Origin of the sequence: Janthinobacterium svalbardense (assembly GCF_002327145.1) — a bacterium.
GTDB lineage: Bacteria > Pseudomonadota > Gammaproteobacteria > Burkholderiales > Burkholderiaceae_D > Janthinobacterium > Janthinobacterium tructae.
In genome coordinates this window covers 716,284-737,808 of the sequence record NZ_CP023422.1, presented here as the reverse complement: position 1 = coordinate 737,808, position 21,525 = coordinate 716,284, and the positions used below count along the sequence as shown (strand labels likewise).

General features: G+C 64.4%; 11 protein-coding genes and 1 riboswitch. Of the genes, 6 read left to right on the top strand and 5 right to left on the bottom strand.

Annotated features, from left to right (window positions below):
• Positions 1–2: 2 nt before the first annotated feature.
• The 3 genes from CNX70_RS03145 to CNX70_RS03135 are packed head-to-tail and all read left to right on the top strand — an operon-like array spanning position 3 to position 2,240.
• Positions 3–1,307: a sensor histidine kinase gene (locus CNX70_RS03145; protein ID WP_244199019.1), complete on the top strand. Its 1,305-nt coding sequence runs from the start codon at positions 3–5 to the stop codon at positions 1,305–1,307.
• Positions 1,289–1,402, top strand: a complete 114-nt coding sequence (locus CNX70_RS29075; protein WP_096238253.1) for a PEP-CTERM sorting domain-containing protein — start codon at positions 1,289–1,291, stop codon at positions 1,400–1,402. The genes CNX70_RS03145 and CNX70_RS29075 overlap by 19 nt, the downstream gene beginning before the upstream one ends.
• Positions 1,403–1,460: 58 nt before the next feature.
• Complete coding sequence (locus tag CNX70_RS03135) at positions 1,461–2,240, top strand: spermine/spermidine synthase domain-containing protein (RefSeq protein ID WP_096233400.1); 780 nt, start codon at positions 1,461–1,463, stop codon at positions 2,238–2,240.
• Between the two features lie 15 nt (positions 2,241–2,255).
• Here CNX70_RS03135 and pdxR read toward each other — a convergent pair whose 3' ends face one another.
• On the bottom strand, positions 2,256–3,740 hold the full coding sequence (gene pdxR / locus CNX70_RS03130; protein WP_096233398.1) for a MocR-like pyridoxine biosynthesis transcription factor PdxR: 1,485 nt from the start codon (positions 3,738–3,740) through the stop codon (positions 2,256–2,258).
• A gap of 106 nt (positions 3,741–3,846) precedes the next feature.
• Between pdxR and CNX70_RS03125 the strand changes: the two genes are divergently transcribed.
• Together CNX70_RS03125 and CNX70_RS03120 are read left to right on the top strand one after the other, a co-directional pair.
• The gene (locus tag CNX70_RS03125; protein ID WP_096233396.1) at positions 3,847–4,506 is read left to right on the top strand and encodes a pyridoxamine 5'-phosphate oxidase family protein; all 660 of its coding nucleotides are present in this window, start codon (positions 3,847–3,849) and stop codon (positions 4,504–4,506) included.
• Between the two features lie 80 nt (positions 4,507–4,586).
• Entirely contained in the window at positions 4,587–5,414 is an 828-nt protein-coding gene (locus CNX70_RS03120; protein ID WP_167389602.1) for a class I SAM-dependent methyltransferase, read from the top strand.
• A 47-nt stretch (positions 5,415–5,461) separates the two neighbouring features.
• On the opposite strand, the gene CNX70_RS03115 is transcribed toward CNX70_RS03120, so the two are convergent.
• The 3 genes from CNX70_RS03115 to CNX70_RS03105 form a co-directional block, all read right to left on the bottom strand.
• A complete protein-coding gene (locus CNX70_RS03115; RefSeq protein ID WP_096238251.1) occupies positions 5,462–7,099 on the bottom strand; it encodes a serine hydrolase in 1,638 nt (545 codons plus the stop codon).
• A gap of 22 nt (positions 7,100–7,121) precedes the next feature.
• Positions 7,122–8,981 carry a M1 family metallopeptidase gene (locus CNX70_RS03110; RefSeq protein ID WP_096233394.1) on the bottom strand — a complete coding sequence of 620 codons (1,860 nt, stop codon included), beginning with the start codon at positions 8,979–8,981 and terminating at the stop codon, positions 7,122–7,124.
• 401 nt (positions 8,982–9,382) lie between these two features.
• Positions 9,383–11,776 (bottom strand): M1 family aminopeptidase, encoded by a 2,394-nt coding sequence (locus tag CNX70_RS03105; RefSeq protein ID WP_096238250.1) that lies wholly within the window; start codon positions 11,774–11,776, stop codon positions 9,383–9,385.
• Between the two features lie 145 nt (positions 11,777–11,921).
• Positions 11,922–12,091, top strand: a riboswitch (yybP-ykoY riboswitch).
• A gap of 21 nt (positions 12,092–12,112) precedes the next feature.
• On the opposite strand from CNX70_RS03105, the gene CNX70_RS03100 reads away from it, so the two are divergent.
• The gene (locus tag CNX70_RS03100; RefSeq protein ID WP_096233392.1) at positions 12,113–12,688 is read left to right on the top strand and encodes a TMEM165/GDT1 family protein; all 576 of its coding nucleotides are present in this window, start codon (positions 12,113–12,115) and stop codon (positions 12,686–12,688) included.
• Positions 12,689–12,760: 72 nt separating this feature from the next.
• Here CNX70_RS03100 and CNX70_RS03095 read toward each other — a convergent pair whose 3' ends face one another.
• A complete protein-coding gene (locus tag CNX70_RS03095; RefSeq protein WP_167389736.1) occupies positions 12,761–21,388 on the bottom strand; it encodes a glycoside hydrolase family 94 protein in 8,628 nt (2,875 codons plus the stop codon).
• Between the last annotated feature and the right edge of the window lie 137 nt (positions 21,389–21,525).

Sequence of the window (21,525 nt, the reverse complement as noted above, 5' to 3'; positions counted from 1 at the left end):
CCATGCGCCTCTCCCTGCTCACACGCTGGACGGCGCTGATCGTCACCTTGCTGGTGCTGGGCATCGTCATCGCCCTGCTGCTCGCGCATTTTTTACCTGGCCAGCCGCTGCTGGTACTGGCGGGCACCCTGCTGTGCGTGCTGCCGGTGGCCGTCATTACCATCCGTGCGCAGCTGCAATCGATGCTGTCGCTGTTTCGCGCCTTGAGCGGCACGGTCGCCAGCTACCAGGACGGCGACTTCGGCTTCAGCTTGCGCTGGCCGCAGAACGATGAACTGGCCGACCTGGTGGCGGCCCACAATGCGCTGGGCGACGTGCTGCGCAAGCAGCGCCTGGACCTGGTGCAGCGCGAACTGCTGCTCGACACCATGGTGCAAAACACGCCGGTGGCCATGCTGCTGGTGGCCGAGGGCAGCGCCATCGTCTACGCCAACCTGGCCGCGCGCCAGTTGCTGCACCACGGCCGCCGGCTCGAAGGACGCCACCTGGCCGACATCGTGCGCGAGGCAGCGCCGGCCTTGGCCGAGGCGCTGGCGCGCCGCAACGACGGCTTGTTTACCAGCGGAGAAGGGGAACAGGAAGAGGTGTATCACCTGGCGCGGCGCAGCTTCAGCCTGAATGGGCGCAAGCATGAACTGCTGCTGCTGCGCCAACTGACGCTGGAACTGCGGCGCCAGGAAGTACAGACCTGGAAAAAAGTCATCCGCGTCATCAGCCATGAGCTCAACAACTCGCTGGCGCCACTGGCCTCGCTGGCCCATTCCGGGGCCGAGCTGGTACGCCGCGGCCAGACCGAACGCCTGCCGCAAATCCTCGCCACCATCGAAGAGCGCACGCGCCACCTGGAAACCTTCATCCTCGGCTATGCGCGCTTTGCCAAGCTGCCCGCACCGCGCCTGGCGCCATGCGAGTGGCCCCCCTTCCTCGACAGCCTGGCTTCGCAAGCGGCCTTCACGCTCGACGGCCCGCCGCCGACGCAGGCCGCCGTGTTCGATGCGGCGCAAATGCAGCAGGCACTGCTCAACCTGCTCAAGAATGCGCTGGAGTCCGGCTCCAAGCTCCAGCACATCGGGCTGCACGTCAGCCAGGCGCAAGGCCAGTTGCGCATCGAAGTGCGCGACCGGGGGCCGGGCATGAATGGCGCCGTGCTGGAAAACGCGCTGGTGCCGTTTTACTCCACCAAACGCAGCGGTACGGGACTGGGCCTGGCCCTGGCGCGCGAGATCGCCGAAGCGCATGGCGGACGCATCACCCTGGCCAACCGCGAAGGCGGTGGACTGGCGGTGACATTGATTCTTCCCTGCTGAACCTGGTTCCGGTTGCCGAGCCGGAAACGTATGCCATGATGCTGGCAGGCCTGGGTATACTCGGCTTCCTGACACGGCGCAGCAAGCAATCTTGAGCTCCCCTCCCACAAGACGCTGCGGCGTCATTTTTTAGGTGGCTGCTACACTGACGCCATGACGACCGACTTTACCTCCACCAGCCATACCGCTTTCAGCCACCCGGGCCACCCGCCGGCCACCACCACCGAACACCGCGGCATCCGCTACCTGCACCTGGGTACCAAGTGGGTACAGGGCGCCATGCGCCTGGACAAACCCGATGCCATCGAGCTCGAATACGTACAGATGATGATGATGTGGATGCTGTTCAAGACGCAGCCAAAACGCATCGTGCAGCTGGGACTGGGCAGCGCTGCGCTGACCAAATTCAGCTACCGCCGCTTCCCCGATGCCACGGTCACGGCCATCGAGCTCAATCCGAACGTGATCGCCATCTGCGGCGCCCAGTTCGCGCTGCCGCCGAACGACGCGCGCCTCGACGTGCGTGAAATGAATGCGCTCGACTTCGTGCTCGATCCTGCCAACCATGGCACGGTCGATGCGCTGCAAGTGGACCTGTACGACGAAGACGCGCGCGGCCCCGTGCTCGACACGCCCGAGTTCTACCAGGCCTGCTTCGACTGCCTGACGGACGACGGCATCATGTGCACGAATGTCTTCGGCGACTTCCCCAACTACGACAAGAACTTGCAGGCGATGGAACTGGTCTTCGACGCCGTTGTCTGGGTGCCGGAAACGGAGGATGAAAACATCGTCGTGCTGGCCTTCAAAAAATCGCCATTGCTCGATTTCAGCGACTTGTACGAACGCGCCGCCACCATCAAGAAGCAATTCAACCTGCCCGCCAAGAACTGGGTCAACGGCTTGAAGCAGTGGATGCAGGACCAGCAGTAAGGCGGTAGCGCCGCATCACGCCGGCAGCAGCGCGCCCAGGCGGCGCGCCAGACCGTCCATGTTTTCGGCCGGCACCTGCGCATAACCGAGCAGGAAACCGTTCCAGCCGGCGCCCTCGCCCCTCCTCTCACCCGTGCCATGCGCGGACAACGCCAGCGCCACGATGCCGTCCTGCGCGGCGCGGCGGCTCAATGCCAGGTCATCCCACTGCACGTCTTGAAAACGCAGCGCCAGGTGCATGCCGGCCGTGCCGCCATGGATGACCGCGCCCGCACACGCATGGCGCTGCAATGCCTCGCTCAAGGCGTCGCGGCGCTGGCAATACAGGCGGCGCATGCGACGCACGTGGCGCGCAAACAGGCCGCTGCGCAGGAACTCGGCCAGCGCCAGCTGTTCGGCCACGCGCCCCCGTGTGGCGCCCTGCGCCTGCATCTGCGCGAAGGCCCCGGCCAGCCCTGCCGGCACGACAATAAAGGCCAGCCGCAAGGCCGGAAACATGGTCTTGCTGAAGGTACCCAGATACACGACGGGCGCATCGCTCACCAGTCCCTGCATGGCCGCCAGGGGCGGGCCGCCATGGCGAAACTCGCTGTCGTAATCGTCTTCGATGATCAGGGCGCCAAAGGCGCGGGCACGTTCGAGCAGCGCCATGCGGCGCGCGGGACTGAGCACGCTGCCGGTCGGATACTGGTGCGACGGCGTGGTGTAGATCAGGCGCGGCGGCGCCACGTTCCAGTCGTCGTCCGTCGGCGCGATGCCATCCATGTCGACGGCGACACCCCTCACCTGCAGCCCGGCGCCACGGCCCGCCGCCAGTGCGCCGCCATAGCCGGGGTGCTCGATCCACAAGGTGTCGCCCTGGTCGGCAAAGGCGCGCAAGCACACATCCAGGCTGCTCTGCGTGCCGTCCGTGATGAACACCTGGCCCGCATCGCACACGACGCCGCGCGCGGCGCGCAAATGGTCGGCGATGGCCATGCGCAGCTGCGGCTCGCCGGCAGGGTCGCCGTAATTGAGCTGGCGCGGCGTCAGCGCGCGCCACGCGCGGTCCAGCATGCGCCGCCACTGCGCCAGCGGGAATTCGTCCAGCGCCGGCACGCCCGGCGCGAACGCCCCCATCGCGTCTGCAGGAAACACCACCGTCGCATTCACATCCTGTCCCGCCACGCCGCGCAAATGTTGTGCGCGGCGCGACAAGCCATCCTTGCTGCCGGCCGGTGGCGCCACCACTGGCTGGCCAACGTTGCCGGCGACTACGGTACCGCGCCGGTCCGGCAAGACAAAACCTTCGCTGGCCAGCTGCTCGTAGGCGTACAGCACGGTATTGCGCGCCAGTCCCAGTTCGACCGCCAGCACGCGCGTGGCGGCCAGCCGCGTGCCGGGAGCCAGCTGGCCACCGCGGATCGCCGCGCGCAGGCATTCATGCAGCAGGCGCTGGCGCGACCAGCCCCGCTCGCGGTGCGTACGTTCGAAAGCGTTCAGCAGCAATGCATAATCCATGCGACTCCCTTTATGGCTCCAAATTATTTCTAACTTCTGGATCTTTTTTCAGGGCCAGATGCCGATTATAGTGCGGCCTGCTTCCTCAACCAACCGGATTTCCGCCATGACCGCTGTCGCCCTCCCTCCCAGCCCCCGTACCCGCGTGCGCCGCGTCGCCGAACTGGCCAGCTACGAGCAAGCCACCGTGTATGCCATCGTCGACGCCGCCTTCCTGTGCCATATCGCCTTCCGCGACGACAAGGGCAGCCATTGCATCCCGACCGCCTGCTGGCGCATCGACGGCCACCTGTACATCCATGGCTCGAACGGTAGCCGCATGCTCAAGCAACTCGTCAACGATACCGACGTATGCGTGACCATCACCCATCTCGACGGCCTGGTGCTGGCGCGCTCAGCCTTCAATCACACCATGAACTACCGCTCGGCGACGGTCTACGGGCAGTTTGACAAGGTGAGCGACATCGGCCAGCAGCATGCGGCCATGGATGCGCTGATGGAAAAGCTGGCGCCGGGACGCCTGGCGCAGGTGCGCGACGGCAGCGCCAAGGAATACGCGGCCACCACCGTGCTGCGCATCGCGCTCGACGAATGCGCCGTCAAGCAGCGCAAGGGTGGCCCGCTCGACGACGCGGGCGACATGGCGCACGTCGTCTGGACGGGCGAACTGCCTTTTACGCACGGCCGTGGCGCGGCCATCGCCGATGCGCTCAATACTAGCGCGCTGCCCGCGTATGCCGCCGCATGGAGTACGGAATCCGCTTGACCGGCCAGCGTGCTTGCCCGATGATCGGCGTTGATGGCGATAGCCACCAATCGACCCACTCATGAATGGAGCAGATGATGATGAAGCGAGTATCCCTGGCCGCGGCCCTGACGGTCATGCTGGCCTGCGGCAGCAGCGGTGCGGCACTGGCGGCCGACAGCAGCGACGCAGCCTTGAAGGCGGCCATCGCAGGCAACGCCCGCACGCCGGCCAACGCGCTGCGCGACAGCGCCCGGCACCCGTATGAAACATTGACGTTCTTCGGCATCAAGCCGGGCATGACGGTGGTGGAGCTGGCGCCCGGCGGCGGCTGGTACACGGAAATCCTGGCGCCCTACCTGCGCGACAACGGCAAACTGATCGCCGCCGGCAACGACCCGCAGTCAAGCAGCGAAGGCGCACGCCGTGGCGCGGCGCGCTTCCAGCAAAAACTCGACGCCAATTCCGCTGCTTTCGGCAAGGTGGAGATCGGTGCCTTCGCACCGCCCACCACCTACCGCATCGCGCCCAAGGGCACGGCCGACATGGTGCTCACCTTTCGCAATATCCACAACTGGATACCCATCGGCGAAGCAGGCATGCAGCCCTTGTTCAAGGAAGTGTATGACAGCCTGAAACCGGGCGGCGTGTTCGGCGTCGTCGAGCACCGCCTGCCGGCCAGCAAGGCACAAGATGCCACGGCCAGCAGCGGCTACATGCACGAAGCGTATGTGATCAAGCTGGCCGAAGGCGCAGGCTTCAAGCTGGCGGCCAAGTCCGAGGTCAACGCCAATCCGAAAGACACGGCAGACCACCAGGGCGGCGTCTGGGCGCTGCCGCCGACCTACGCCAACAAGGATGTGGAGCGGGCAAAATACACGGCCATCGGCGAGAGCGACCGCATGACCTTGAAGTTCGTCAAGCCATAAAGTGAGCGTGTCGGGTTACGCGCTGTGCGCTAACCCGACCTACCGCTTTACTTCTTCGTTTCCTTCGGCTTTACCGGCGCCAGGTTCAGGTCCTGAAAGTCGTAGCTGAAATCCGTCTCGGCCGACACGGGCGCCATTTTCACGCGGTCGATGCTGCCATCGGGATTGAGGGAGAACGTCACGTAGGCATCGGCGTTGAAATTGCGCTCCTTCCAGCGCACGATGAATGTGTCGTGCTGCCAGTGTTCCAGCTCGCCCGTCAGGTCCGGCGTGCGCGTGAAGCTGAGAATGTGTTTTTTCCCTTCCGGCTTGATCACGATCTTGCCATACCAGGCATCCTCGTACTCGCCGTCATACGCGGCCAGCGGCAGCGATGGCTGCGATTTCGCCGCACGCGCGCTCGATGCCTTGCCCTGCTTTTTCACCTCTTCGGCATGCTGGTCCTGCTCCACCTTGGCCACCAGCGCCAGCCAGTCCGACGCCGGCGCCTGCAGGTAATGGTCGAGGATGCGCCATTGCAGCGCCGTCATGGAACCGCCATTTTCTGCATTGGTGAGTATGGCCACACCCAGTTTCGCTTCCGGCACCATCACCACGCGCGAATAAAAGCCCTGCAGCGCGCCGCCGTGCATGGCCACTTTCATGCCCTTGTAGTCGCGCAGCTGGAAGCCCAGGCCATACGCGCTGAAGTTCGGTTTCGTGGCGGCCAGCGCCGGCTTCGGCTCGGCAATCTTGATCGGCGTTTGCGCCGTCCACATTTCGCGGCCCTGCTTTTCGCTGAACAGGCGCGCGTCCTTGCCATCCTTGTCTTTCACGCCCGCGATCTTGCCTTCGTCGAGCAGCACCATCATCCACTTGGCGATATCTTCCGCATTCGTGTTGATGCCGACGGCGCCCACGGCGTTCGGCACGGGCATCGATTTGACGGCGGCGATCTTGCCGTCGATCTTGCTGTGCGCATTGGCGACGTCGGGGTTACCCACGTTTTCCGCCAGACTGGTGGTGGTACCCGTCATGCCCAGCGGCGCCAGGATGCGCTCATGCATGGCCTCGCCCCAGCTCTTGCCCGCCTTGTCGGCGATGATCTTGCCGGCCACGATGTACAGCAGGTTATCGTAGGCATAGCTATTGCGAAAACTCGTGGCCGGACGGATGTAGCGCAGCTTCTCGATGATTTCGTCCGTGCTGAAGGTGGTGGTGGGCCACCACAGCAAGTCGCCCGCACCCAGGCCCAGGCCACTGCGGTGCGTCAGCAAGTCGCGGATGGTCATGGCGCCCGTCACGTAGGAATCGTGCATCTGGAAGCCGGGCAAATGTTTGGTGACGGGATCGTCCCAGGCCAGCTTGCCTTCGTCAACCAGCATGGCCAGCGCGGCGGCCGTGAAACCCTTCGAGTTCGATGCCACTTCGAACAGGGTCTTGGCGTCGACGGATGCCGCTTCGCCGAGTTTACGCACGCCAAAGCCCCTGGCGGTGATGACCTTGCCATCCTTGACGATGGCGATCGCCATGCCGGGCACGTCGAACACTTTCAGGGCAGTGGCGACGTCACGCTCAAGATCGAAGGCCGGCGCGGGGGCCAAAGCAGCGGCAACGACGGGGGCGGCGTCAGAGGCCAGCGCCGGCACCGTGATGCTGGAAAACGCCAGCACGATGGCGGCGGCGAGGCGGTTCATGGTATGCATGGTCAGGATGTCCAAATAAGGTTCAATGCGCTTGCGCGGCCATCAATTTATCGACGCTTTCCTGCGTCACCGGGTGGTAGCGTTCACGCGCCTGCGCATACACGTCCTTGGCCCAGGCATGGCCTTGCGGCGTCTTCATCAAGGCGCCGTACAGGGGTACGACGAACTTCTGGCGACCCACGCTCATCAGGAATGCCTGCAAGGGCTGGCGCACGCCGTAGCCGGCGTTCACGGCAGCCAGATAAAAGCGGTAGGCGACTTCATTATTGCCGCTCTTGCCCACGCCGTAGACCTGGTCCAGTTCACGCAATTGCGCCGCGCTGGCCTTGTTGTTGATATCGTTCAGGAAGTGCATCGATTCGATGGCGATCCACTTGTCCATGCCCAGGTCTTTGGTGGACAGCTCGCCCTTGAGCCAGGCGTCACGGTGCTGGTCGAGCAGCGCCAGGCGCGGCGAGACGACGCGCTGCGCGCTGGCCGGCACGCCCGTGCCATACAGCCATTCATCGAGTTCCGCTGGCGGCATCACGTCCGGATGCTGCGCCAGCAGGTTCTTGCGCAGGTAGGCGATGAACTGCTCCGTCGTCACGCTCTGGAACGCGTGCTGGTCGAACCAGCCGCGCAGGAAAGGATCGAACACGGCGCGGCCGGCACGCCGTTCCATGGTGGCCAGGAACCAGGCGCCCTTCGGGTAGATGATGCCATCGTCCGTATACGTTTGCGCCGGGTTGGCGTCCGCATCGCGCGTGATCAGCGCCGTTTTCGCCGCCGGCAATTCGCGGATCGAGGCGGCCAGTTCTTCCTGGTCGACCTGCACGCCCATCTGCGCCACGTCGCTGCCATACAGCTGCTCGACGATGCGCGTGGTGACGTAGGTGGTGAAACCTTCGTTGAGCCACATGTGCTTCCACGAGGCGTTGGTGACCAGGTTGCCCGACCACGAGTGGGCCAGTTCATGCGCGATCAGGTCGACCAGGCTGCGGTCGCCCGCGATCATGGTCGGCGTAAGGAAGGTCAGGCGCGGGTTTTCCATGCCGCCGTAGGGGAACGATGGCGGCAGCACGATCATGTCGTAGCGCCCCCAGCCATACGGCCCGTACAGCGCTTCGGCTGCCTGAATCATCTTTTCCGTGTCGGCCAGCTCGTATTCGGCCGCCTTGATGCGCGGCGGCTCGGCATACACGGCCGAACGGGGGCCAAGTTTGCGCACTTCCAGTTCGCCGATGGCAATGGCCAGCAGGTACGATGGAATCGGCTGCGGCATCCTGAATTTCCAGCCGCCCTTGCCCGTCGCCTTCTCGTCATTCTCGGCGCTCATCACGACGCGCATGCCCGCTGGCGCATCGATGCGCGCGCTGTAGGTAAAACGCACGGCCGGCGTATCCTGCGATGGCACCCACGAGCGGGCGTTAATGCTTTGCGACTGGCTGAACATGAAAGGCAGCTTGCCCGACATGGTCTGCTGCGGCGTGAGCCACTGCAGCGCGATGGCGTTTGGTGCCGTGTGATAGTAGACGCGCACCTTGCCCGGCTGGCCCGTGGTGGTGATACGCAGCGCCTGACCCTTTTCCGGGTCGGCCTTGTCCAGCTGATACGGCGCCATCTGCCATGCGCCGCGCTTGTCCTGCACCTGCACTTTCGCGATCGACAGATCGCGCGTATCGAGCACCAGGGTGCGCGCTTGCGGGTCGATCCAGTTCAAGGACAGCTCGGCATAGCCGCTCAAAGTCTTTTGCTTGAAATCGGCTTTCAGGTCCAGCTGCAGGTCGCGCGTGCGCACCTGGTCGTAACGCGCGTAGCTGAGGGGATCGGCGTGTGCAGCCAGGGTTACCTGGCAAAGTAGCGCACAGCCCAGCGCGCGCAGGAAGGTCAAAGTTTGCATGGTCGTCTTTTGAATGATTTGCGAAAGCCCCGGTCCGTGTGCGCCGGGGCGTCGCGCAGAATAGCACTTCCGGCGCAGGCCGGCAGAAAAAAGCGCCGGGCTGGCCGGTAATGCCTTTCAGATAGCGCCCCTATGCGACCAGTAGACCTGCAACACGGATTAAAGCCCCGGTCGCCCGCACAGGTGTACCGGGCCAAGCGAGCCTGAAAAATGTCGAGGGCAAGGCGCAGCGACGAAGACAGTACGCATGTACGGCTAGGAGCTGCAACGCCGCCATCGGCATTTTCTCGGGCTCGCGTCTCCGGCCCGCCATTTTTACGTTTTTACGCCTTACACCTTTGCCTTTAAATGCGTCGGACAGCTTAACTGAACGGCATTACGGGCTGGCCGGCGCTGTTTCCCTACTTCGTCACGGCCTTGGCTTCCGGCTTTGCCTCGGGCGCCTTCAACGGCGTATTAACATCCTTCATCAAGTTGTTCTTGTCGCGGTCCAGCTTGAACAACTCCAGGCGCGATGGCGTGATTTTTCTCGGCCAGGCGTTGTTGCTGGTGTCGATGTCGGCCGTTTCCCAGTACGGGTCCTGCACCAGCCCCACCATCGGTTCGTCCGTGATGATGACCTTGCTGATCTTGTGCGGCGCATAGCGCCACACTTCGGCCGGCACGCGCTCGATGATCTTCTTGCCGCTTTTCAGTTCGATTTCCAGGATCAGCGGCATCACCAGGCCGCCGAGATTCGAAAAATCGACCAGGTACAGATGCTTGCCCATGTTGCGCTGCTCCAGCAGCTTTCTCTCCCACGGCTCCAGCGTTTCCTGCTCTTCCGCATAGCTGTTGCGGTCCTTGTTGGTGACCGTGAATTCATCGTGCCGGTTATAGAAATCCTTCAGCGCGGGGTCCAGCTCCACCTTCTTCGGCAGCGCCTTGTTGCGCTGGTCCGAGATCGAAATCGGCTGCGCCGCCTTCTGCGCCTTCTTCCACGCCTTTTCCGTTTCCGGATTCTTTGTGCTCACGCCATATTCGCTGATGCCGTCGATGCTGATGTCAACCGCGTCGGTGGTATAGAACCAGCCGCGCCAGAACCAGTCCAGGTCGGTGCCGGAAGCGTCTTCCATGCTGCGGAAAAAGTCGGCCGGCGTGGGCCGCTTGAACTTCCAGCGCAAGGCGTACTGCTTGAAGGCGAAGTCGAACAGCTCGCGCCCTAAAATGGTTTCCCGCAGGATGTTGAGCGCCGTGGCCGGCTTGTCGTAGGCATTCGCCGTGAACTGCAGCAAGGACTCGGAATTGGTCATGATGGGCACCTGGTTCTGGCTGCGCATGTAGTCGACGATCTTGCGCGGTTCGCCATTCCAGGAGGGGAAATGCTCTTCCCACGCCTGCTCGGCCAGGTACTGCAGGAAGGAATTGAGGCCCTCATCCATCCACGTCCACTGGCGCTCGTCCGAGTTGACGATCATGGGAAAATAATTGTGGCCCACTTCGTGGATGATCACACCGATCAGGTCATATTTTGCCGTCTTCGAATACGTGAGTTCACCCGTCTTCTTGTCTTTCACGGGACGCCCGCCATTGAACGCAATCATCGGATACTCCATGCCGCCCACGGCGCCGTTGACGGAAATCGCGTTCGGATACGGATAGTCGAAACTGTACTTGTTGTACTGCTCGATCGCGTGCACGACGGCGCGCGTGCTGTACTGCTGCCACAGCGGGTTGCCCTCGTTCGGATAATACGACATGGCCATCACGCGCTTGCCGCCGCTGTCCAGCCCCTGCGCATCCCAGATGAACTTGCGGCTTGACGCCCACGCCACGTCGCGCACATTGGCCGCCTTGAAGTGCCAGGTTTTCATCCCGGCTGCTTTGCCTTTTTCCGCCGCCAGCGCTTCGGCGGGCGTGATCACCAGCAGCGGCGTATTGCTGTTTTTCGCCCGCGCCAGGCGCTCGCGCTGCACCGCGCTCAACACGGCCGCAGGATTTTGCAGCTCGCCCGTGGCAGCCACCACATGGTCGCCCGGCACCGTCAGATACAGTTCGTAGTCGCCAAATTCCAGCGTGAATTCGCCGGAGCCGAGGAATTGCTTGTGTTGCCAGCCAACGGCGTCGTAATACGCGGCCATGCGCGGAAACCACTGTGCGATCTGGAAAATCGTGTTCTTGTCGTCTTCAAAATATTCGTAGCCGGAGCGCTCGACCAGCACCTTCTGGTCATTGATTTTGTAGGACCAGTCGATGCCAAAGCTGATGCTCTGGCCGGGCGCCAGCGCCACCGGCAAATCGATGCGCAGCATGGTCTGGTTGACCACATACGGCAACGGCTTGCCGCTGGCCGCTTTCACGGCGGTGAGCTTGAAGCCGCCGTCGAATTCGCGGCCCGCATGGAGGGCGCGCAAGTCCTCGAATTTCAGCGCTTCCTCTTCAGTGCCGCTGAGCCAGGCCTGGCGCGACGGCGCGCTCAATACGCGGCGCTGGTCCGCATCCTGGCGCAAGCCATTCTGGTCCAGCTGCAGCCACAGATACGCGAGGCTGTCCGGCGAGCGGTTGTGATAGGTGATCTGCTCGCTGGCCGTGATTTCGCGGCGCGCTTCGTCCAAGGTGGCGCGGATCACGTAATCGGCGCGCTGCTGCCAGTAGGCGTGGCCCGGCGCGCCGGACGCGGTGCGGTAGTTATTCGGCGTGGGCAGCAGTTCTTCCAGCTGGCGGAACTTGTCGTCGAAGGGCGCGGCGGCGCACAGGCCGGGCAAGGGAGCAAACAAGGTCAAACACAAGGCAAGCAAGCGGACAAGGACCGGCATGGCGCATTCCATCTGGGAGTCGTGGACAGACTGCATTCTAAGTCGAGTCTGTTTGCAAATCGCTCATTGTTGTGGAAGTCCCACACACCAGCCAGTGCCATGCCCCGGCAGCACTGGCGCCGGCACGGGCATTGGCGTATGATGCGCCTCGAACATTGGGGAGTAGTCGTCCCGCGGTCCTGCCGCGGGAACCTGTATCAACATAATTGGCCCGCAGGCCATGGTGCAGGTGGTTGCAGAACTTGACGAGACCATTGATCCAGGGCGGCCGCATGGGCCGGAGTCGCCCATGGATCATTGGTTAATTCGTCCGGCCCGCGTACCTCTTGCAATCTCATGGAAGCATTCCTCATCTCCACCGGCATCGTCGGTCTCGCTGAAATCGGCGACAAAACCCAACTCCTGGCCTTTTTGCTGGCGGCCAAATTCCGCAAGCCTTTGCCCATCGTGCTGGCGATTCTCGTCGCCACCATCGCCAACCACGCGTTTGCCGCCGCCGTCGGCGCCTGGATCACCAGCATGCTGGGACCCGACGTGCTGCGCTGGGTACTCGGCGTATCGTTCCTGGCTATGGCCGCCTGGACCCTGATCCCCGACAAGCTCGACGAAGACGAGACGAAGCTGGCCAAGTACGGCGTCTTCCTGACCACCCTGATCGCCTTCTTCATGGCGGAAATGGGAGATAAAACGCAGGTGGCGACCGTGGCGCTGGCGGCGCGCTACCACGACATTGTTTCCGTCGTGCTGGGCACCACCTTCGGCATGATGCTGGCCAACGTGCCGGCCGTGTACCTGGGCGACAAGATCGCCAACCGCGTCTCGCTGCGCCTGGTACACGGCATCGCGGCGCTGGTCTTTGCCGTGCTGGGCGTGGCGACCCTGCTGGGCGCGGGCGCAGCCCTGGGCTTCTGACCAATGTCGGCAACATGCAACCGGCGCGCTGATCCTGAACGGTCAGCGCGCTTTCTTGAGACGTGGGCGAGACTACACCAGCAATAGCACCGCATACTCGCGGCCCTCGTCGCGCAGGGCGATGCTGTTGCCCTCCTGCGCCACGCCATCGAGCGACAGTCCTGCAGGCCGCCCCTGTGCCTTTTCCACCGTGATGGCATAGCTGCTGGCACCGAAGCGGTAATGCAGCTTGAAGCTGTCCCATTCGGCCGGCATGGTCGGCAGCAGGCGCAGCACGTTCGCTTCGCGCGTCAAGCCGAGCAGGGATTCAAGGATCAGCCGGTACAGCCAGCCCGACGACCCCGTGTACCAGCTCCAGCCGCCGCGCCCCACGTGCGGCGCCACGGCATACACGTCGGCCGTCACCACATACGGCTCGACCTTGTAGCGTTGCACCGCCTGCGCATCCACGCCATGGCGTACGGGATTGATCATGCGCAGCAGTTCCCACGCCTTTTCGCCATCGCCCATGCGGGCAAACGCCATCGCCGTCCAGATGGCCGCATGCGTGTACTGACCGCCGTTCTCGCGCACACCCGGCACATAGCCGCGGATATAGCCGGGATTGAGATCGGATTTGTCGAACGGCGGATCGAGCAGCTGGATCACGCCGGAATCTCGGCGCACCAGGCGCGCATCGACCTGGCGCATGGCGCCGGCCACGCGCTCCTTGTTGGCCGCGCCCGACAGCACGCCCCAGCTTTGCGAAATCGAATCGATCTGGCATTCCTCGTTGGTGTGCGATCCCAAGGGCGTGCCGTCGTCGAAATACGCGCGCCGGTACCACTCGCCATCCCACGCATGTTCCTCGACATTGGCCGCCAGTTTCACGGCTTCGTCGCGGCAGAATTGGGCGAACGCCGCATCGCCGCGCAGCACGGCTACCTCGGCGAAGCGCTGCAGCACTTCGTACAGGAAGAAGGCCAGCCACACGCTCTCGCCCTTGCCGTGTTCGCCCACCTTGTCCATGCCGTCGTTCCAGTCGCAGGAGCCCATCAGGGGCAAGCCGTGCACGCCCAGGCGCAAGCCATGGCGGATGGCACGCACGCAGTGCTCGTACAGGTCGGCCGACTCGCCCGAACGCACGGGCAGGTCGTAATACGAGTCTTCCTCCGGCTTGACGGCGCGCCCTTCAATAAAGGGGGCCACTTCCGACAGCACGTTGACGTCACCCGTGGCGATCACATAGCGGCAAGCCGCCAGCGGCAGCCACAGGTAATCGTCGGAGCAATGCGTGCGCACGCCCCGGTCCGACGGCGGATGCCACCAGTGCTGCACGTCGCCCTCGACAAACTGGTGCGCCGCGCACAGCAGCAAGTGCTTGCGCAGCAGCTGCGGCGCCGTGTGGATCATGGCCATCGCATCTTGCAGCTGGTCGCGGAAACCGTAGGCGCCGCCCGACTGGTAATAGCCGCTGCGCGCCCACAGGCGGCAGGCGATGGTCTGGTACATCAGCCAGCCATTGGCGATCACGTCCAGCGACGGATCGGGCGTTTCGATGCGCACGGCGCCCAGGGTACTCTCCCAGTGCGCGCGCACCGCGTCGAGCGCACCGCGTGCCGCATCCTTGCCCGCATGGCGCTGCACCATGGTGCTGGCGTCGGCATTGCGGCGCCCGCCCACGCCGAGGATGAAGACAATTTCGCGCTCCTGCCCCGGCTGCAGTTCAAACGGCACCTGGATCGCTGCGCACGGGTCCAGCCCCGTGCCCGCCTTGCCGGACAGGCGCACGCGCCGCAGCGCCGCCGGCTGCGCCAGACTGCCATTACGGCCGATGAATTCATTGCGGTCGCAGGTGATCGAGCGGATGCTGGCGTCGGTATTGAAAAAGCCGACACGTCCTGAAAACTCCGTGTTGTAGTTATTGCGCGCAAACAGCGCGCCGCTGATGGTGTCGACCTCGGTCGCCACGTGCATGCAGGACTTGGCGCGCAGGTCGCCCATCACCCACTCCACGTAGCCTGTGACGGACAGACGGCGCGGCACGCCACTGTCGTTGCGCACCTTGATGACGGAGTATTTGACGGCCGCGTCGAGCGCCACATAGGTGCACAATTCGGTGGCGATACCGCCCTCGCTGTGTTCAAAAATGCTGTAGCCAAAGCCATGGCGCGTCACGTAGTCGCCGCTGCCGCGCGCCGGCAGGGCCGATGGCGACCAGAACTGTCCAGTTTGCTCGTCGCGCACGTAAAACGCTTCGCCGGACAGGTCGGAGACAGGGTCGTTCTGCCATGGCGTGAGGCGGAATTCATGCGCATTCTCGCTCCAGGTATACGCCTGGCCGCCTTCCGACACCACGGTGCCGAATTGCGCGTTGGCCAGCACGTTCGACCAGGGCGCCGGCGTCTGTGTGCCTTCGCCCGTGGTGATCACATATTCGCGCCCATCGGGCGTAAAACCACCGAGGCCGTTTTCCAGGATCAGCGCGCGCGCCTGCGCCCGGTACGGCACGCCGCCCTGTTCACGCGCAGAATCCTGCAGCAGCGGCGGCATGCGCAGCACGGGGCTGGGCAGGCGCTTGACCTGTTCGGCCAGGGTGCCGCGCAGGTCGCTGATGATGGCGCGCGCCACCGATTGCAGCAAGATGCGGTCTTCGTTGGCAATCTGCTCGGCCAGGCGCACGAAAATGCCGCCCGGGCGGTCGATCGCCTGCGCATCGATGCCCGAGGCGATCAGCCCCATGATCTGGTCGTGCAGCAGCTGGCGGTAGCCCGACTGGTCCTCGTACCAGATCACCAGATCGACTATCAATCCTTTCAGGCGCCAGTAGGCATGCGCCTGCACCATCTGGCGCGCCAGTTCGATATTGGCCACGTCGCGTATCTGCAGCAGCACGATGGGCAAGTCGCCGGAAATGGCATATGCCCACAGGCCGGACTGGCCGCGCTGGTTCTTGATCAGGATGCCGGCCTCGGCACGCAGGGTCGCATTCGGGTAGATCACTGCATTGGCCAGGCGCGCATACAGTTGCGCGTCCGCTTCGCTGGCATTCAACTGGCGCAGCACCACCTGGCTGTGCGTCCAGGCCAGTTCGAACACGCGGTCGGCCAGGTGGCGATCCTGGTATTTGTCGATCAGGTGCAGCGCCGCCTCGCGCTGTTCCACCATGCCGGTCACGCTATCGACCGTAACCGCCTGGTCCGGTTCGAGCGTGATGACGTAACGGATGGCCACGATGGGGTCGAGCACGGAACCATGGCCGCCACTCAGCGGACCACTCTCCTGCAGCGCCAGCGGCAGCTGCGCCGTGTTGCCGCGGCCGATGAAACGGGCGCGGTCCGTCTCGAACGACACGGCATAGTGTTCGATATCGTGCACCGTCATCACATGCAGCAGCCACGGCATCTGTTCATCCTTCGAGCGGGGCCGGCGCGTGCATAAAATCGCATTTTCATGCGCCAGGATTTCCGTCTGTACGAACAGCTTGCTGAACGCGGGATGCGCCGCATCGGCCGCCGCCGGCGCCATCACCACTTCGGCAAAGCTGGTGATCTCGATGCGCCGCTGGCGGTTCGAATTGTTGCTGATGCGCGTGCGGCGGATTTCGATGTCGTCCTCGGGCGAGACGACGATTTCCGTGTACAGGTCGAGGCCATGGTCGGCACGGCGAAATTCCGCGCGCCCCTCGGAGAAAATCACTTCGTACTTCTTCGGTTCGGCCAGGGTCGGTTGATACATGGTGGACCAGACGGCACCGTCGTCGAGGTCGCGCAAATAACAGAAATTGCCCCAGTTATCGCGCGTGCTGTCCTCGCGCCAGCGCGTCACGGACAAGTCTTTCCAGCGGCTGTAGCTGCCGCCCGCATTGCTCACCATGACGTGGTAGCGGCCATTCGACAGCAGCTGCGTTTCGGGCACGGCGCTGTTGGCCTGGGTGAGGATGCGCATCGGCATGGCCTGCTCGGGCGTGCCGCTGCGCAGCACCGCCAGTTCGGCCGTGTTCGAATAAAACGCCCCTGCCTGCGGCGTACGCTCCTGCAGCACCAGCAAGGCCGATTGCAGCAGCGGATCGGACTCGAAACGGCGCTGCATGGGGCGGTCGTGCAGCAGATAGCTGAGGGCCAAAAATCCCATGCCCTGGTGATGCACCATGAAGGAACGGATGACGGCGCTGCCCTGCCCGCGCGGCAGGCGCGCGGTGGTGAAATCGATGGCTTCAAAAAAACCGTAGCGGCCCATGTAGCCGGCCGCCTGCATGCGCTGCAGGTTCTGGCACGACGCTTCCGGCTGCACCATCAAACCCATCATGCTGGCGTATGGCGCCACCACCAGGTCGTCGGCCAGGCCACGCTTCAGACCCAACCCCGGCACGCCAAAGGCGCGGTACTGGTAATTCAGGCTGGCGTCGACCGTGTTGTAGCCGGATTCGGAAATCCCCCACGGCACGTCGCGCTGGCGGCCATAGTCGATCTGCGCCTCGATGACGGAGTGGTAGGTCTGGTCAAGCAAGGTGTTCGGATAATTCGGCATCACCAGCAGCGGCATCAGGTACTCGAACATCGAGCCGCTCCACGACAGCAGCACGGGCTGGCCGGCCACCATGCACAGCTGGCGGCCCAGCGCGAACCAGTGCTCCTGCGGCAACTGGCCCTGGGCGATGGCGATGAAGCTGGCCAGGCGCACTTCGGAAGCGAGCAAGTCGTAGTAGCTGGGGTCGAGGCGCCGTTCGCTGACGTTGTAGCCGATGGCCAGCAGTTTGGTCGACGGGTTGTACAGAAACGCGTATTCGATCTGCGCAAAGTCGCGCGCCTGGCCCGCCGCATGGGCGATGTCGCGCATGTGGCGGCCCGCCTGCTCGCGGCCTTGCGCCAGCCATGCGGCCAGCTCGGAAGGCAAGCCTTCCGGCGTCTCCAGATTGGCCAGTTCGCGCAGGGTCGGCACGCGCAGCCACGCCGCATCGAGGCCCGCCTGTGCCGCCCACGGCGCCAGTTGCAGCAACTCGGCCAGCGCCGCGCGGCACTGGCGCGCCAGCGCGCCGCTCCACATGGCCAGCTCGCCATCGTCGCTTTGCAAGGTCAGCGACAGCAGCGCGTCGGCCGCGCCATTCGCGGCACTCAGGTAGGCATGCCATGCGGGCAGGCTGGCTGGCACGGCCGGCATCTGCAGCAGCGCCAGCGATGCGCGCACCGCCTTGCCTTCGCCTTCCGCGGCGATGAATTCCTGCAGTACCTGCGCCGTCGTGCGGATGCCGTCCACGATCTGCGGCCCCATGATCGGGGCGTCGTACAGTTCCACCAGTCCGGGCTGCAAGGTCAGCAGATGGCCGGCCAGGTTGCCGCTGTCGACCGTCGAGATGTACATGGGCTGCAGCGCCTTGAGCGTTTGCGTGTCGTACCAGTTGTAGAAATGCCCCTGGAAGCGCTCCAGCTCCCCCATGCTGTGCAAGGTGGCGCGGCTGCGCTCGATCAACTGGCCCATGGTGAGATAGCCGAAATCGTAGGCCGTCAGATTGGCCAGCAGGGCCAGGCCGATATTCGTCGGCGAGGTGCGGTGCGCCACCACCAGGTTCGGATGCTCCTGCATGTTATCGGGCGGCAGCCAGTGATCGTCCGGCCCGACGAAGGTCTCGAAATAGGCCCAGGTCTTGCGCGCCACGCCATGCAGGAAACGTCCCTGCTCGGCAGACAGGCGCGCCACGGCCCGTTCGATGGGGCGGCTGATCCACCAGGCGATGGCGGGCGCGGCCAGCCACAGCAGCAGCACCACGGCGGCAGCCGGCAGCGCTGCCGGGCGCCAGTGCAGCAAGGCGGCAAAGGTGGCCAGCGCCAGCGCGGGTGAGCACCACATGGCGCGCCAGCTGTCTGCCTGCGAGCCGGAAGACGTATGCAGGTTCGAGGCACGCCAGTCGAGCAAATGCTTGTGCGACACGCCCAGTCGCCACAGGGTGCGGGCGATGGCATCGAGGCTGATCCAGGCCTCATAAGGCAGGAAGACGAGGGTCAGCATGGCGTGCGAAAACTGCACGCCGCAGCGCCGCTCGAACGCGGCCAGATGCTGGCGCCACAGGGTGTCGCGCGGTTTGCGCAGCAGATCGTACAGGGCCGAAAAAACGGGCGGCAGGAAGATGATGGCCAGCACCGCCACGCTCCAGAAAACCACGTGCGGCAAGAAACCCCACACCAGCAGCAGGGACAAGGTGGTGGCCGGCGCCACGATGCTGCGGCGCAGGTTGTCGAACAGCTTCCAGCGCGACAGCATCGACAGGGGATTGCGTTCGCGCTTGCCGGCGCGGCCCGGCACGCGGCCCAGCAACCAGCCGATCAGCTGCCAGTCGCCGCGTATCCAGCGCTGGCGGCGGCTGACATCGGCGTCGTAGCGGGCCGGGTATTCCTCATACAGTTGCGAGTCGCTGAGCAAGCCGGCGCGCAGGTAGCAGCCTTCCAATAAATCATGGCTGAGGATTTTATTGTCGGGCAGGCGCTGGCCCAGCACGCGCTCGAACATGTCGAGGTCATAGATGCCTTTGCCGATGAAGGAGCCTTCATAAAACACATCCTGGTACAGGTCGGAGACGGTGCGCGTGTAGGGGTCGATGCCCGGTTCGCCGCCGCACAGCAGTTCGTAGCGCGAAGCGTTCGCGCTGGGCAGCGCCACGGCCACGCGCGGCTGCAAGATGCCGTAGCCGGCCACCACGCGCGTGCCGGCAGCATCCAGCACGGGACGGTTCAGCGGGTGCATCATGGTGGCGATGAATTCGCGCGCCGCGTCGCGCGGCAGCTGCGTATCCGTGTCGAGCGTGATCACATATTTGATCGTGCGCAGGCCGCGCAACTCGCCTTCCACCAGCGAAAATTTGTCGCGTGCGCCGCCGCGCAAAAACGCGTGCAGGTCGGACAATTTGCCGCGCTTGCGCTCCTGCCCCATCCACGCATTCTGCTGCGAATTCCACAAGCGCGGACGGTGCAGCAGCAGGAACGGCCCCGCATGACCCAGTTCTTCCGGGTCGGCCGGCTCACCATTGTCCTTGAACTCGCTGCCCTCCACGCGGTATTTGTCGTTCAAGCCGCGGATGGTCTCCTGCGCCTGGCGCAGCAAGGCCTCGTCGCCCGGCATCGTTTGCGCGGACGCATCGACAAAATCCGTCAGCAGGCAGAAACGCAGGTTCGGATCGCGGTTGGCCAGGTAGCGCACTTCCAGCGCCTCGCACAGGGCAGCCACGTTGTCCTCGCTGTAGATCAGGGTCGGCACCACCACGATGCCGCGCCCGTCCGACGGAATGCCGGCCTGGTAGTCCATGCGCGGCAGCGGATGGGGCGACGTCATCAGGGTTGCCAGCCAATTCACCACGGCCACGGCCAGCTGGCTGCTGCCCAGCAGCGCCAGCACGCCGAGCGCCGCCAGTGGCCAGCCCTGCACGCCATGGCGCACGGCGCGCTCGAGCAGCAAGGCGCTCGTCGCCAGGGCCAGGAACGAGATGGCCCCAAGGTAGACGGCCAGCGGTGCGGCGCGCGCCGTATGCTGCAGCGCCTCGATGAAAGGCAGCTTCGCACCGGCCTGCTTTTCCAGCACCAGCACGCCGCGCCCCACCAGGTAAAAGCCGATGTGGCCACGGCGCGCGTCATTGCCGTTGCCGTGCGTATGCGCCAGCTGCACCACCATCTCGGCCACGTCCACTTCGCTGCGCGCGCTGCGCCTGGCGATGCGTTCGATGGCGTGGCGGTAACTGTCGCGCGTGGCGAAATCCATCAAGCCATACGTGCCGGCCGGGTCCAGGCGCAAGGTCTGCTCGACCACGCTCATGGTCTCGACAAATTCCTGCCAATCCATGGTGCCGAGAAAACGCAGGCTGCCGATGCTGTTGGCGATCGACACCTGGTCGGCCGCCTGCTGCCCGATCTCGGACTGGATCTGCTGCTCGATGGTGAGGCCCGACTCGGCCAGCTTGTGCGTCAGCCACGACAGGGCCAGGGTCAGCGAGGAACTTTGTCCCTGCAGGCGGCGCGACAATTCGGCCACGAAGGCGCTGGTCATCGGCGGATTCGAACGCGCCATGTCGGCTACCAGCAGGATCAAGCCGCTGGGATTGCGCTCGGCGATGTCCATCATCTGGTCGGCCCAGGTATTGGCCAGGTCGCGCTGCATGCGGTCGTCGGCCACGCGCGCGGCGACGCGGCGCAGGTTTTCGATCAGCGCCAGGCGCAGCATGATGGGCACGGCCCACAATTCACCCAGCGTCAGGGTGGCGACATCCTGGTAAGCCTCGACGAAGTGGCACAGGTTTTCCAGGTCGACCCTGCCGTCGCCATGCGAGATGATTTCCAGCGCAATTTTGTACACGCGCGGGCAACCCGCGTCCACGCCCGACGTCAGCCGTGGCAGCTCCTTGCTGTAGTTCTTCGGCAAGTGGCGCCGCGTGGTGCGGATCTGCTCTTCGATCAGGTAAAAATTATCCAGCAGCCACTCCGAGGCGGGCGTGACCTGGCGCCCGCTTTTCACCGTGGCCGTCAGCTCGTTGACGGTGGCCGTGATCAGGGCCGCATTGTCGGCCAGGCGCGCCAGCAAGCGGTCGCGGCCATGGTGCTTGCCCACCGCGTGGCCGGCGGCCACGTGCTTGCCGTGGGCGGCCATCTGCATGGCGCTGAATAACTCGGAACGCAGGGGCAAGGCATCGTCGCGCGCAGCGTCGAAACTGTCCGGTGCAAGGGGATGGTCGCGGAAGATTTCCTTGAATTTGGAAAGCCGTTCCTTGATCTGCTGCGTGACGACTGCGGTGTACTCTTTCAACTTGGCCTCGCTAGGTGCGCGCAGGCAACCAGCGGCCACCGTCACGCTGGCCAAGTCTGGAAGAACACGATCGG

Coding starts and splice junctions, on each gene's coding strand:
- CNX70_RS03145 (WP_244199019.1), top strand. CDS start 3: ATGCGCCTCTCCCTGCTCACACGCTGGACGGCGCTGATCGTCACCTTG.
- CNX70_RS03135 (WP_096233400.1), top strand. CDS start 1,461: ATGACGACCGACTTTACCTCCACCAGCCATACCGCTTTCAGCCACCCG.
- pdxR (WP_096233398.1), bottom strand. CDS start 3,740: ATGGATTATGCATTGCTGCTGAACGCTTTCGAACGTACGCACCGCGAG.
- CNX70_RS03125 (WP_096233396.1), top strand. CDS start 3,847: ATGACCGCTGTCGCCCTCCCTCCCAGCCCCCGTACCCGCGTGCGCCGC.
- CNX70_RS03120 (WP_167389602.1), top strand. CDS start 4,587: ATGAAGCGAGTATCCCTGGCCGCGGCCCTGACGGTCATGCTGGCCTGC.
- CNX70_RS03115 (WP_096238251.1), bottom strand. CDS start 7,099: ATGCATACCATGAACCGCCTCGCCGCCGCCATCGTGCTGGCGTTTTCC.
- CNX70_RS03110 (WP_096233394.1), bottom strand. CDS start 8,981: ATGCAAACTTTGACCTTCCTGCGCGCGCTGGGCTGTGCGCTACTTTGC.
- CNX70_RS03105 (WP_096238250.1), bottom strand. CDS start 11,776: ATGCCGGTCCTTGTCCGCTTGCTTGCCTTGTGTTTGACCTTGTTTGCT.
- CNX70_RS03100 (WP_096233392.1), top strand. CDS start 12,113: ATGGAAGCATTCCTCATCTCCACCGGCATCGTCGGTCTCGCTGAAATC.